This window comes from Streptomonospora sp. PA3, from assembly GCF_009728995.1.
Lineage (GTDB): Bacteria > Actinomycetota > Actinomycetes > Streptosporangiales > Streptosporangiaceae > Streptomonospora.
The window spans coordinates 361,822-374,728 of the sequence record NZ_VTZW01000010.1 but is presented as its reverse complement, the minus strand read 5'-3'; the positions used below and the strand labels follow the sequence as shown (position 1 = coordinate 374,728).

Here is a 12,907-nt window from a genome sequence, read left to right as displayed (position 1 = left end):
GGCGCGGCGCGGGCGGACGGCCGCGACCGGTTCCGGTCGCGCCGGTATCACTTCAGGTGAGCAGCGGTGACGCGGTGTCGCCGGCGGGGGTCTCGCGGGCGCCCAGAGCGCGCAGGGTGAACACGGCCACCAGCCGTCCGGCGTCCTCGGGGGTGGTCTCGCCGCGCAGCAGCGGCACCCGCTGCGCCCCGAGCATCGCCAGCACCAGCCGGGCCGTCGACTCCACCGGCAGGGCGGCGAACTCGCCGTCGTCGACCCCTTGGCGCAGGATTCCGGTGAGCAGCCGGTGCATCGGCGCGACATGCTCGGCCAGGGCCTGGTAGGCGTCGGGGCCCAGACTCGCCCCCAGCTCGGCGGCCGCGGGGTGGGGGTGCTCGGCCAGCGCCTCGACCTGCAACCGGATGAAGGTCTCCAGCCGCTCGGCCGCCGCGGCGCCGGCCGGAAGGTCGCTGCGGAAGCGGTCGACGAAGCCGGCGGTGGCCTGCTCGGTGAAGGCCAGCAGCAGCGCCGGCTTGTCGGGGAAGTAGTTGTACAGCGCGGTGCGGGTGATTCCCGCCTCGGCCGCCACATCGGTCATGGAGATCTCGTCGATGCCCTGGACGCGCGTGAGCGCCGCGACCGCCTCCAGGATGCGCTCGCGGGTCTGGGCGCGGTGTGCCGCGATCGTCGGCGCCGAGATCTTGGGCATGGCTCCCATGGTGGCACGCGGCGGCGCGTGCGGGTGGACGCCGCCGGAGGCCGGTTCGAGCGGGTGGCGGGCGTGCGGGGGCGCGCAAGCACGCCCGCCGCGGCCCGGTTCAGGCCGCGGCCTCGCCCGCGAACGTGTGGCCGAGGTCGGCCAGCACGGCCACGTTGAGGCGGTAGGCCGCCCGCGTTTCGCGGACGATGTGCTCGCGCTCGGCCTCGTCCAGCCGAAGGGCGTCCAGGCGCGCGCGGTAGCCGGCCTTGAACCGCGGCAGGCTGCCGAGGGCGGAGAAGTCGTAGAAGGCGGTGCCGCCGCGTTCGTCGATCCCGTAGGCGCGTGCCGCGGCGGTGCGGATGAACTGGCCCCCGGAGAGGTCGCCGAGGTAGCGGGTGTAGTGATGTGCGACATAGCCCGCGGGGTCGCCTTCCGTCCGCTCGATGCGGGCGGTGTAGGCGCGCGTGGCCTCGGTGGGGGCGATGCGCTCGGGCCAGTCGGCGCCGTAGAGGGCGGCGAGGTCGCGCCGCAGCGCGGGGACCCGGAACAGCGCGGGGTCGACGACGCGCCCGGCCACCGGGTCCTCGGCCAGCGAGCGGCCCACGTCCTCCAGTGCGGTGTAGGCGAAGTAGTGCTGGGCGACCATCGCCGCGTACCCCTCGCGGGGCAGGGTGCCCTCCAGCAGTGCGCGGGTGAATCCGTGCTGCTCGGCGTCTTCGTGCGCGGACCAGGTGGCCTGCTTCAGCCGCTCGGAGAACGGCGTGCCCGCGGCCGCGCCGGTGGGCTCGGAGTGGTCGGTGTGCTGGTCGGGGAGTTCGGCGGTGTGGCGGTCGGCTGCGGGACCAGTGGGCACACGCCCTCCTTTGTCGCCTTTCGTCCCAATCGGGATACTGACATGATGTCAGCACGTTTGCGGGCGGGCAAGGCGCGGCGCCGTCCGGACTGACGAGCGAGGGAGCGAGGAGGGAAGACGGCGCCGCGCCCCGCACACACGCGGGGAAACACGGTCGAGAAGGCATGTGGGTCAAGGGCGGGTAACCTGGGGGTGCACGCCGGTGCGATCCTGCGTACCGAAGGGCGGTGCCCCCGCTGCCGTCGAATCCCTCCCGTGCAATCCCGCTAGCGACAGAACGTGCAGGGCGATTATCGTTTGACTGCCACAACGGCTGACGACGTGCGCCGCTCACCGGTCGACGTAGAGGCGATGTGTGGATACCAGCAAACCAGGGCACGAGCCCGTGACCATGACCGATACCGAGCAAACGCGGCCGGCCGACGCCGGCCGCGCTGAGGCTGTCATGGAACGGCACTCCCCCTCCACCGCCGAGGCGGTGGACGTCCTGCTCATCGAGGACGACACCCAAGACGCGTTCCTGGTCGAGGAACTGCTCGCCGACACCGCACTGGACACCCGCATCACCTGGGTGAGCACCCTCGCCGACGCCCGCAAGCACTTCGCCGGCTTCCGCGGCTGCGTGCTGCTCGACCTCAACCTGCCCGACGCCCGGGGCATGAGCCTGCTGCGCGAGGTCCTGACCACCGCCTCCTCGGCCGCCGTCGTCGTGCTGACCGGATTCAACGACGAGCACGAGGGCATCGCCGCCGTCGCGGCGGGCGCCCAGGACTACCTGGTCAAGGGCCAGGTCGACGGCTCCCTGCTGGCCCGCAGCCTGCGCTACTCCGTCGAGCGCCAGCGCGCCGACGAGAACGCCCGCCAACTGCGCGAGGCCGAGCTGTACGCCCGCGAGAACATGCGCCTGGAACGCGGCCTGCTGCCCCAGGTGCTCCTGGACAGCTCCCCCCTGAGCCACCGCTCCTTCTATCGGCCGGGCCGCAAGCGCGCCCTGGTGGGCGGCGACTTCTACGACGCGGTGCAGAAGGGCGGCACCACCCACGTCATCGTCGGCGACGTCAGCGGGCACGGGCCCGACGAGGCCGCGCTGGGCGTCAGCCTGCGCATCGCCTGGCGCGCCCTGGTCATGGGCGGCGTGGCAGAGGCCGACGTGCTGCCCGCGCTGGAGGAGATCCTCGTCAGCGAACGGGCGCAGGATGAGATGTACGCCACCCTGTGCCAGACCAGCCTGGACACCGGCAGTGAGGAGGCCAGGATCCGGCTGTACGGGCACCCGCCGCCGCTGGTGCTGCACGAGGGCGAGGTCGAGGAGGTCGCCGTGGCACCCCAGCCGCCGCTCGGCGTCTTCCCCGAGGACGAGACCGGGGTCGACGGCTTCCGGCTGCCCCGCGGCGCCACCCTGATGCTCTACACCGACGGCCTGGTCGACGCCTACGACGGCACGCCTCCCGGCCGCCTGGAGGTCGTCGGGCTGCGCCGCATGGTCAAGGACGTGCTGGCGCGCGGAATCTCCATCGTCGACCTGCCCGAGCACCTCGTCGACGAGGCCGAGCGCTACAACGGCGGCCCGCTGCAGGACGACGTCGCCATGCTGCTGATCACCCACGAGGACCGGAGTTGAGAGGGTGGCCGCTGCGCCGCCGGGTGACCGTCCTGCTCGCCTCGGTCGCGGTGGTGCTGGTCGCCTCCGTCTCGACGATCACCCTCGCCGCCTTCAACGCCCGCGAAGCCCTGGACCGCCAGGTCGACGAGCTCACCCCGGCACAAAGCGCCGTCCGCCAGACCATGTCGGCCTACCTCAACATGGACAACGGCATCCGCGGCTACGCGCTCACCAACGACATCAGCTTCCTCGCCCCCTACCAGCAGGGCAAGCAGGATCTCAGTGAGAGCCTGCCCCAGTTGCGCGCCGTCGCCGCCCAGAACAGCGACATCGACGGCTACATCAACCGGCTGATCGAGGCCGGCGAGGACTGGCAGGAGGACTTCGCCGAGCCCACCCTGGAGAAGGTCCACGCCGGCCAGGAGATCACCGCCTCCGACTACCAGCTGGGCCGCGACCGCTTCGAGGACCTGCGCGCGGCCGGCGCCCGCGCCGAGCAGCGCATCGACGAGGAGCTGAGCCAGGCCCGCGACGGCCTGACCCTGGCCACCCAGCAGGTCGTGGCGCTGCTGGTGCTGGTCGGCGCGGTCGTGGTGGTGCTGTGCTGCTTCCTGTGGGTGATGCTGCAGAACTGGGTGCTGCGCCCGCTCGACGAACTCGGCCGCCACCTCGTCCAGGTCTCCGAGGGCTACTACGGCCACCGCATCGAGCTGCACGGCCCACCGGAGATCCAGCGCGTCGGGCGCGACGTGGACGCCATGCGCGAGCGCATCGTCCGCGACCTGGACGAGGTCGGCACCGCCCGCCGCACCCTGCAGGAGCAGTCGGAGCTGCTGGAGCGCCAGACCGCCGAGCTGCGCCGCTCCAACCTGGAGCTGGAGCAGTTCGCCTACGTCGCCTCGCACGATCTGCAGGAGCCGCTGCGCAAGGTCGCCAGCTTCTGCCAGCTGCTCCAGCGGCGCTACCGGGGGCAGCTGGACGAACGCGCCGACGCCTACATCGACTACGCGGTCGAGGGCGCCAAGCGCATGCAGACCCTCATCAACGACCTGCTGGCCTTCTCCCGCGTGGGCCGCACCAAGGACGACGCGCCCGTCGACCTCGGCGAGGCGCTCGCCGACGCTCTCAGCAGCCTGGAGACCCGCCTGGAGGAGGCCGAGGCGGTGGTCACCGCCGACGACCTGCCCACCGTGCGGGGCGACCGCACCCTGCTCACCCAGGTGTTCTTCAACCTCATCGGCAACGCCGTGAAGTTCCGCGGCCAGGACCCGCCGCGTGTCCACGTCAGCGCCGAGCGCAGCGCCGGCGCCGACGAGTGGGTGTTCTGCTGCGCCGACAACGGCATCGGCATCGAACCCCAGTACGCCGACCGGGTGTTCGTGATCTTCCAGCGGCTGCACACCCGCGACAAGTACGGCGGCACCGGCATCGGGCTCGCCATGTGCAAGAAGATCGTGGACTTCCACGGCGGACGCATCTGGCTGGACACCGCCTCATCCGCCGGTGGAGAGGGCCTCCCCGAACGGCAGCAGGGCACCCGCATATGCTGGTCGCTGCCTGTCGACGACGGCGGGGCCGAATCCGCCGCCGAGGCGGCCGAGCCCGCCGGCGGCGTGCAGGCTCCCCGCGGCGAGCAGGACCCTGACACCGGTGCCGCCGAGCCCGGCGAGCGGGACGCGGGCGGCGGATCCGCCGAGGCCGGCTCCGGCGGCCCGCCGACAGAACCAGGCGAAGACGACGGAACCCCGGGCGCCTCCGGGGCCGGCTCCGGAGGGGAGGAACGGGATTGAGCGAGGCCGACTCGGGGCACGCCATCGAGGTGCTGCTGGTCGAGGACGACCCCGGCGATGTCCTGATGACCACGGAGGCGTTCCGCGAGCACAAGGTGGGCAACCGCCTGCACGTGGTCTCCGATGGCGTGGAGGCGCTGCGCTTCCTGCGCCGCGAGGGCGAGTACGCCGACGCGCCCACGCCGCATCTCATCCTGCTCGACCTCAACCTGCCCCGCAAGGACGGGCGCGAGGTGCTGGAGGAGGTCAAGAACGACGAGGCGCTCTCCCCCATCCCGGTCGTGGTGCTGACCACCTCCGAGGCGGAGGAGGACATCCTGCGCAGCTACCGGCTGCACGCCAACGCCTACGTCGCCAAGCCCGTCGACTTCGACCAGTTCATCAACGTCGTCCGGCAGATCGACGACTTCTTCGTCACCGTGGTGCGCCTGCCCAAGAGCTGACTTCCCAGCCGGGCTCGGCCGCACCGCGCCGGGCGCCCCGACCCTCGACTACGGTGGTGATCATGAGCCTGCCAGATCCCCTCGATCCCGCGGGGCCCTACCGCATCGCACTGGTGTGCCTGGGCAACATCTGCCGTTCGCCGATGGCCGAGAAGGTCCTGGCGGGCGACCTCGCGCGCGCCGGGCTGGCCGGCACGGTGGTCGTGGACAGCTCGGGTACCGGCAGCTGGCACATCGGGTCGGGCATGGATCCGCGGGCCGCCGCCGCGCTGCGGCTGCACGGCTTCCCCACCAACCACACCGCGCGCCGGTTCGACGCGGCCTGGTTCGCCGAGCGCGACCTGATCCTGGCGATGGACCTGGACAACCTGGAAGAACTGGTGCAGCTCGCACCCGACCCGGCGGCCGTGGGAGACCGGCTGCGGCTCTTCCGCTCCTTCGCGCCCGGAGGCGGCGGCGGGCCCAATCCGGAGGTCCCCGACCCCTACTACGGGGGCGACGACGGCTTCAGCACCGTGCTCAGCATGCTCGAAGCCGCGTCCAAGGGCCTCACCGCCGAACTCGCCGCCCGGTTCGGCCCGCAGGCCGCGCGCTGACCGGCCGACCCGCCCGGCCGCGGTCGCGCCGCGCTCACGCGCCGGAGTGCTCGGCCTCCAGCTCCAGCAGGCGGCGCTTGGCCTGCGTGCCGCCCGAGTAGGGGCCCACGTCCTCGGGGTAGTCGTCGGCGACGACCCGGTGGCAGGGCAGGAACAGGCACAGCGGGTTCTCGGCGAGAGTGCTGGCGATGGCGCGGCGGGCGTTGGGCCGGCCGATCCGCGCGGCCAGCTCGCCCAGCGCGATGGTTGAGCCGTAGGGCACATCCAGCAGCGAGCGCAGCACCACGCGCCCGAAGTCGCCGGTCAACCGCAGGTCCAGCGGGATGGTGAAGGTGCTCAGCCGCCCGGCGAAGTAGGCGCCCAGCTCGCGCCGGACCGGCTCCAGATGGGCGTCGTGGGGGCCGACGTTGGGCGAGACGGCGCGGTGCAGCCGTTCGACCACCGTCTCCTCCGGGGCGAACGAGCACGCCGCCAGCCCCGTCTCGGTCATCGCGCAGAACAGGAAACCGACGGGGGTCTCGGCGACACCGGTGACGACGTCGAAGGGAACGGAGCGCGACGCCGGAGCGGCAGCGGAGGCGCGCGGGCCGGCGCGGCCCTCCGCGGCCGCCGGCGACGTCGCGCGGACGAGGGCGTCGATGTCGTCCGCGTCGGCCTGGTCGGTGCCCTGGAAATCGGCGTAAAGGTCGCCGTGCCACATGCCGGCCATGATCCTCCCGCGTCGTGCGTGCCCGGATCGAGGATGCCACGGCGGCGCGGCGCTGTCGCTCCGGCGGGCCGGGGCCGGCCGATTCAGCCCGAGACGCCCGCGGAGGCGCGCTCGGGTGCCCGCGCGGACGCGGGCGGCCGCGGTCGGCGCCGGATGCGGCCGAACGGTTTGACCGTGGACAGCAGGGTGGTCGCCACCAGGACCGACAGCGACACCGAGAGCGCGGCGACCAGGCTGAAGCGGTCGGCATAAGGCGGCAGCACGCTGCCGCCCTCGGTAGCCGCGGCCAGCTCGGCCGCCGCCGGCACCAGCAGCAGGTTGCTGCCGGCCACCAGCACCGCGGTGAGCACCAGCTTGGCGGCCACCCAGTAGTGGCGGAACAGCCCCCAGGGCGTGCCCAGCGCGCAGACCAACCCGGTGACCAGGGCCGTCGCGCTGAGCGGCAGCACCAGCATCCCCGCCAGCGCCGCAGCCGCCTCATACAGGGTCCCGGCCCGCTCCGGGCGGTCGGCGGCCAGGCCGGCGGCGACCAGCGCCAGCACACCGGCGTGCACGCCCAGCCAGCCCACCGAGGCGATGACGTGCACGCTCAGCAGCGCCTTGCGGGGACCTCCCGGCGGGATCCTCACTTGGGCCCGCCCTCCCGCGCGCCGGGCGTCCAGTTCAGCACGCTCGCGCGCTCCAGGAACTCGTCGACGGTGATGTCGCCGCGGGCGAAGCGCTCGGCGAGTACCTTGCGGGCGGCGTACTCGGGGGGCTCGTGGGCGGCTCCCGCCCACGGCGGCCTGCGGCCCTTGAACCGCGTGATCAGCAGGTAGGCGAGCACGCCCAGCAGTAGCAGTACGAGCAGCATTGCGGCTCCGATCATCGGGAACGGCGGACCGTGGTGGAAGCGGGCGGCGGGCTCGGCGAGGAAGGCCGGTTCGGCGGCCCGGCCGGCCGCCGCCGTCAGTGCGGTTCTCATGCCCCTCAGCCTGCGCCGTCGGACGCCCGCCGCGCGTCGCCCCGGCGGCGGCGATCGCGCTACGCACCGGGCACCAGCCGGGCTACGCCCGCGGGCCGACCCCGCTGCGTCCGCCGTGGCCGCCGGTGCGCGGGATGTGTCCCTGCGCCACACCGCGCGGCGGCGCCGGAGGGCGGCCGGGACCGCGCGCACATGGGTCCGGGGGAAGATGTGTGCTCCGCCGACATGTGAACGGGGTCACCGCGGATCTAGGTTCGTGGACAGCCACCCCGGCCGGGCGTCCCCCGATCGGGCCGCCCGGTTCCGCACATCCCCTTGGAGACCCCCATGCGACCATTCCCCCGAGGGGGCCTCGCCGCCGCGGCGCTGTGCACCGCCCTGCTGGCGACCTCCTGCGGCTCCCCCGCCTCCACGGCCGCCGGCCAGGAGGGCGGCCCCATCAAGGTGGGCGTCGTCTACTCCGCTTCGGGCCCGCTGGCCACCTACGGCGAGCAGTACTGGCAGGGCTTCCAGGCCGGCCTCGACTACGCCACCGACGGCACCATGGAGATCGACGGCCGCCCCATCGAGGTCACCGAGATGGACGACGCCGGCGACCCCGCCACGGCGGTCTCGGCGGCCCGCGAACTGGTCGGCGACGGCCACACCATCCTCGCCGGGTCCACCTCGTCGGGCGTCGCGGTTCAGGTGGCCCCGGTGGCCAAGCAGAACAAGGTCCTGTTCGTATCCGGAGCCGCGGCCACCGACGCCATCACCGGGATCAACGACTACACCTTCCGATCGGGCCGCCAGACCTACCAGGACATCCTCACCGCGGCCACGTTCATGGACGACCCCGAGGGCGCGAAGGTCACCGTCTTCGCCCAGCAGAACGCCTTCGGCCAGGACAACGTCGACGCGGTCACCGCGGTGCTGGAGGAGCAGGGCGCCACCGTCGACTCCGTGCTCGCGCCGCCCGACTCCACGGACCTGACCCCCTTCGCCCAGCAGGCCAAGCAGGCCGACCCCGACCTGCTGTTCGTCGCCTGGGCCGGCGAGACGGCCTCGGCGATGTGGAAGGCGCTGGACCAGCAGGGCGTGCTGGACTCCACCGACGTGGTCACCGGCCTGGACATCAAGGCGTCCTACCCGGTCTTCGGCCAGAGCAAGGGCAAGATCGACTTCCTGTCGCACTACTTCGACGGCGCGGCCGGCACCGAGGTGGAGGAAGCCATGCGCACCCGCGTGGAGGAGGCCGGCGGCACCGTCGACCTGTTCACCCCCGACGGCTTCACCGCGGCGCAGCTGGTCGTGCGCGCGGCCTCCGCGGGAGACGGCGTGGACGAGCGCATCGCCGCGCTGGAGGGGTGGACCTTCGACGGCGTCAAGGGCGAGCTGACGGTACGCGCCGAGGACCACGCGCTGCTGCAGCCGATGTACCAGGCGCGGCTGACCGGCTCCGGCGAGGACGCCCGGCCCGAACTGGTCGCGACGGTCCCGGCCGCGGACGTCGAGCCTCCGGTGAGCGGGTAGCCGGCGATGCCGACAGCACCCACCCCGGCGGGCGCCGCCGCCGATGCGGCGCCCGCCCCCGCTCTGGCGCTGGAGGACCTGTCGTGGTCGGTCGGCGGCGCCGTCATCGTCGACGGCGTCACGCTGGCCGTGCGCGGCAACGAGTTCGTCGCGGTCATCGGTCCCAACGGGGCGGGCAAGACCTCGCTGTTCAACCTCGTCTCGGGACTGACCCGGCCCACGCGCGGACGCGTGCTGCTGGGCGGCGCCGACGTCACCCGCGAGCGCCCCTACCGGCGCACCCGCCGGGGGCTGGGCCGCACGTTCCAGACGTCCAGCGTCTTCGCCGACCTCAGCGTCGAGGAGAACGTGGGCCTGGCGGCCCAGGCGCGCAGCGGGGAGTCCCACCGCTTCTGGCGCCGCGCGTCCTCGGCCGCGGGGCCCGAGACCGCCGAGGTGCTGGAGCTGGTGCGGCTGTCCCACCGGCGCGGCGCCGAGGCCGGCGGGCTCTCCCACGGCGACAAGCGCAAGCTGGAGCTGGCGCTGCTGCTGGCGCGCGAGCCCGAGCTCATCCTGCTGGACGAGCCGATGGCCGGGGTCAGCGCCGGCGAGGTCGGCGAGCTGACCGGCGTCATCCGCACCGTGCAGCGCGAGCGCCGCTGCACCGTGCTGATGGTGGAGCACCACATGGAGGTGCTGCTGGAGCTGGCCGACCGGCTGGCCGTGATGCACCACGGCGCGCTGCTCGCCTTCGCCGACCCCGAGACCGCCATGGCCGACCCGCAGGTACAGGCCGCCTACCTGGGGGAGTCGCTGTGACCGAGAAACCGGGTGCCGCCGCGGCGGCCGCGGAGGGCGGCGCCCTGCCCGGCGAGCCGCTGCTGCGGGTGCGCGGCCTGCACGTGTGGATCGAGGGCTCGCACATCCTGCAGGGCGTGGACCTGGCCGTGCCCGCCAGCGGCGTGACCGCGCTGCTGGGCAGGAACGGCGTCGGCAAGACGACCGCCGTCAAGGCGGTCCTGGGGCTCGTGCCCCGCACCGGCGAGGTGCTGCTGGAGGGGCGCGACATCACCGCGCGCCCCACACACGAGATCACCGCGTCGGGTGTGGGCTACGTGCCCGAGGACCGCGGTGTGTTCAACGGCCTGACCGTCGCGGAGAACCTGCGGCTGGCCGAGCGGCCCCGCGGCCGCCCGCGCTACGGCCTGGTCCACGAGCTTTTCCCCGAGCTGCGGAAGCGCGCCGGCCAGGCCGCCGGCACGCTTTCCGGCGGCCAGCAGCAGATGCTGGCGATCGGGCGGGCGCTGCTGAACGAGAACCGGCTGCTGGTCGTCGACGAGCCCACCAAGGGGCTGGCGCCCCGGGTGGTCGCCGAGGTCGCCGACGCCGTGGCCCGCGCGGCGGCCGGTGTGCCGGTGCTGCTGGTCGAGCAGAACCTCGCGCTGGTGCGGCGCGTCGCCGACGAGGCCGTGGTGCTGGACGCGGGCCGCGTCGTGCACACCGGGCCCGCCGCCGAGCTGCTGGAGGACGCCGAGCGCACCCGGGAGCTGCTGGGGGTCTCCCGCGCGCACAACGCCGAGGAGGGCGAGGGCCGATGAGTACCGTCGTGCTGCTGCTGGCCACCGGCCTGGGCCTGGGGGCGCTGTACTTCCTCATCGCCTCGGGGCTGTCGCTGATCTTCGGCCTGATGGACGTGCTCAACTTCGCCCACGGCGCGTTTTTGACCGTGGGCGGCTACGCCGCGTGGTGGGCCTCGGTGCACCTGCCCTTCGCCGCGGGCGGCGGATGGGGCTTCCTGGGCGCGGTGGCGTTCGGCACCGCGGCCGGCACCGCGGCCGCGTTCCTGGTCGAACTGCTGGCCATCCGGCCGCTCTACGGCCGGCACCGCGAGCAGATCCTGGTCACCGTGGGGCTGAGCCTGGCGGTTCCGGCGCTGGTGCAGGGCATCTGGGGTGCGGATCCGCTGACCTTCCCGCGCCCGGACATCGCCCGCGGAACCGTCGGCGTGCTGGGTGCGGCGGTGCCCCGCGACCGGCTGCTGCTGGTGGCCGTGGCCGCCGCGGTGCTGGGCGGGCTGCTGCTGTTCGTGCGCCGCACGCGCTACGGGCTGATCGTGCGGGCCGGTGTGGAGGACCGGGCCATGGTCACCGCGCTGGGGATCGACGTGCGCAAGGCCTTCACACTCGTCTTCGCGATCGGAGGCGCGGCGGCGTCGCTGGCCGGCGCGCTGGGCGGGTTGTACTTCGGCGTCGTCACCCCCACGCAGGGGGTGTCGCTGCTCATCTTCGCCTTCATCGTGGTCGTGATCGGCGGCACGGCCTCCATCACCGGCTGCGCCCTCGCCTCGGTCGCCGTCGCCATGATCCAGCAGTTCGCCAACTACTACACCGTCGCCGGGCTCGGGGACATCGCGGTCGTCGCCGTGCTCGCCGCGGTACTGCTGACCCGGCAGGGCGGGCTGACCACGAGGACCGCAGAGAGGGTGGCGTGAGCATGGACACCCCGCAGAGCACCGCCGCCGCACCCGCCGGCGGCGCGGCGCCCGCGGTGGGCGGCGCCGAAGAAGCGGCGCCCCGCACCCCGGCCGGCGCGCCCGCGGACGGGCCCCCGGGCGCCGAGGGGACCCGGCGGCGCCGGATACCGCGCTGGGCGGTGCCCGCCGCGGCGGTCGTCCTCCTGGCGCTGCTGCCGTTTTCGACGCTGCCGGTCCCCGGCGTCTTCGAGGGGCCGCTCAACAGCCCCGCCACACTGCAGCTGCTGGCCACCTGCCTGGTGTTCGCGGGCCTGGCCACCAGCTACGACCTGCTGTACGGGCGGCTGGGGCTGCTGTCCTTCGGCCATGCGCTCTACTTCGCCTCCGGCGCCTACTTCGCTGCGCTGCTGATGGAGCTGCTGCGGCTGCCGCTGGCTGCCGCCGCCCCCCTCGCGGTGGCCGGCGGGACCCTGCTCGCACTGCTGCTGGGCGCCGTGTCGCTGCGGGTGTCGGGCATCGCCCTGGCCATGGTCACCCTCGCCTTCGCCCAGGCCGGGTCGATCCTGGTCGTCCGCGATCCGGGGCGGGCCACCGGCGGCGAAGAGGGCCTGTCCCTGGAGGCCGACCTGGTGCCCGACGCCCTGGTGGGCGTGTTCAACACCGCGAACCTGTACTGGCTGGCCGCCGCCTACGCGGTACTGGCGGCGGGCGCGGTGTGGTGGCTGGACTCCACGCCCACCGGCCGGGTCTGGCGGGGCATCCGGGCCAACGAGCGGCGGGTCGCCGTGCTGGGCCTCAACCCCTACCCCTACAAGCTGGCCGCCTTCACCGTGGCCGGAGGCCTGGCCTCGCTCGGCGGCGTGGCCTACCTGGTCGTCTCCGGCGGGGTGACCCCGGTGGTGACCACCGCCGAGTTCACCCTGACCCTGCTGGTGATGGTCGCCCTGGGCGGGGCCGGCACCCGGTGGGGCCCGGTGCTGGGGGCCGTCCTCTACACCTACCTCGACCACCGGCTGCTGGACGTGGCCGCCTCCGACGGGTTCGAGCGGCTGCCCGCGGCGGTGCAGGCGCCGCTGTCCCAACCGCTGTTCATCCTGGGCATGCTGTTCGTGGCGATGGTCTACTTCTTCCCCGGCGGGCTGGCGGCCCTGCCGGCCCGCATCGGCGCCGCCGTCGCCCGCCGCCGGCGCCGCGGCCCCCCGCCGGACTGACCCGCACCCGCATCCGCCGATCTTGTACCTGTGGTCATTGTGCGCGATCACAGCTGACCACAGGTACAAGATCGGCGGTGGGGAGGGGTGGGGGA

The 12,907-nt window shown here is 73.7% G+C and carries 14 protein-coding genes; 9 read left to right on the top strand and 5 right to left on the bottom strand.

All coding sequences use genetic code 11. From position 1 onward, the window contains the following. Positions 1-52 precede the first annotated feature (52 nt). Together FZ103_RS13830 and FZ103_RS13825 are read right to left on the bottom strand one after the other, a co-directional pair. Positions 53-688, bottom strand: coding sequence for a TetR/AcrR family transcriptional regulator (locus tag FZ103_RS13830; RefSeq protein ID WP_156001558.1), 636 nt, complete (start codon positions 686-688; stop codon positions 53-55). A gap of 109 nt (positions 689-797) precedes the next feature. Continuing rightward, positions 798-1,424 carry a biliverdin-producing heme oxygenase gene (locus FZ103_RS13825; RefSeq protein WP_156001796.1) on the bottom strand — a complete coding sequence of 209 codons (627 nt, stop codon included), beginning with the start codon at positions 1,422-1,424 and terminating at the stop codon, positions 798-800. A gap of 553 nt (positions 1,425-1,977) precedes the next feature. Here FZ103_RS13825 and FZ103_RS13820 point away from each other — a divergent pair. From FZ103_RS13820 to FZ103_RS13805, 4 genes are all read left to right on the top strand, one after another. Next, complete coding sequence (locus FZ103_RS13820; RefSeq protein WP_255429970.1) at positions 1,978-3,153, top strand: PP2C family protein-serine/threonine phosphatase; 1,176 nt, start codon at positions 1,978-1,980, stop codon at positions 3,151-3,153. Continuing rightward, entirely contained in the window at positions 3,150-4,925 is a 1,776-nt protein-coding gene (locus FZ103_RS13815) for an ATP-binding protein (protein ID WP_156001556.1), read from the top strand. The genes FZ103_RS13820 and FZ103_RS13815 overlap by 4 nt, the downstream gene beginning before the upstream one ends. Before the next feature lie 65 nt (positions 4,926-4,990). After that, positions 4,991-5,368: a response regulator gene (locus tag FZ103_RS13810; RefSeq protein ID WP_255430012.1), complete on the top strand. Its 378-nt coding sequence runs from the start codon at positions 4,991-4,993 to the stop codon at positions 5,366-5,368. Between the two features lie 62 nt (positions 5,369-5,430). Continuing rightward, entirely contained in the window at positions 5,431-5,964 is a 534-nt protein-coding gene (locus FZ103_RS13805) for a low molecular weight protein-tyrosine-phosphatase (RefSeq protein ID WP_156001554.1), read from the top strand. 34 nt (positions 5,965-5,998) lie between these two features. Here FZ103_RS13805 and FZ103_RS13800 read toward each other — a convergent pair whose 3' ends face one another. The 3 genes from FZ103_RS13800 to FZ103_RS13790 all read right to left on the bottom strand — a co-directional run bounded on the left by FZ103_RS13800 (position 5,999) and on the right by FZ103_RS13790 (position 7,637). Next, complete coding sequence (locus tag FZ103_RS13800) at positions 5,999-6,673, bottom strand: methylated-DNA--[protein]-cysteine S-methyltransferase (protein WP_156001553.1); 675 nt, start codon at positions 6,671-6,673, stop codon at positions 5,999-6,001. 83 nt (positions 6,674-6,756) lie between these two features. Beyond that, the gene (locus FZ103_RS13795) at positions 6,757-7,302 is read right to left on the bottom strand and encodes a hypothetical protein (protein WP_186356275.1); all 546 of its coding nucleotides are present in this window, start codon (positions 7,300-7,302) and stop codon (positions 6,757-6,759) included. Beyond that, positions 7,299-7,637, bottom strand: coding sequence for an SHOCT domain-containing protein (locus FZ103_RS13790; RefSeq protein ID WP_186356274.1), 339 nt, complete (start codon positions 7,635-7,637; stop codon positions 7,299-7,301). Before FZ103_RS13790 ends, FZ103_RS13795 begins: the two co-directional genes overlap by 4 nt. A 327-nt stretch (positions 7,638-7,964) precedes the next feature. Here FZ103_RS13790 and FZ103_RS13785 point away from each other — a divergent pair, with 327 nt between their 5' ends. From FZ103_RS13785 to FZ103_RS13765, 5 genes are read left to right on the top strand one after another with little or no spacing between them, the layout of a single operon-like run. Next, positions 7,965-9,149, top strand: coding sequence for a substrate-binding domain-containing protein (locus FZ103_RS13785; RefSeq protein ID WP_156001552.1), 1,185 nt, complete (start codon positions 7,965-7,967; stop codon positions 9,147-9,149). A 6-nt stretch (positions 9,150-9,155) separates the two neighbouring features. Then, positions 9,156-9,947, top strand: a complete 792-nt coding sequence (locus FZ103_RS13780) for an ABC transporter ATP-binding protein (RefSeq protein WP_156001551.1) — start codon at positions 9,156-9,158, stop codon at positions 9,945-9,947. Beyond that, complete coding sequence (locus FZ103_RS13775; protein WP_394350104.1) at positions 9,944-10,726, top strand: ABC transporter ATP-binding protein; 783 nt, start codon at positions 9,944-9,946, stop codon at positions 10,724-10,726. Before FZ103_RS13780 ends, FZ103_RS13775 begins: the two co-directional genes overlap by 4 nt. Continuing rightward, positions 10,723-11,619: a branched-chain amino acid ABC transporter permease gene (locus FZ103_RS13770; protein ID WP_156001550.1), complete on the top strand. Its 897-nt coding sequence runs from the start codon at positions 10,723-10,725 to the stop codon at positions 11,617-11,619. The genes FZ103_RS13775 and FZ103_RS13770 overlap by 4 nt, the downstream gene beginning before the upstream one ends. Next, positions 11,616-12,812, top strand: coding sequence for a branched-chain amino acid ABC transporter permease (locus FZ103_RS13765; RefSeq protein WP_343233523.1), 1,197 nt, complete (start codon positions 11,616-11,618; stop codon positions 12,810-12,812). Before FZ103_RS13770 ends, FZ103_RS13765 begins: the two co-directional genes overlap by 4 nt. Positions 12,813-12,907: the final 95 nt, after the last annotated feature.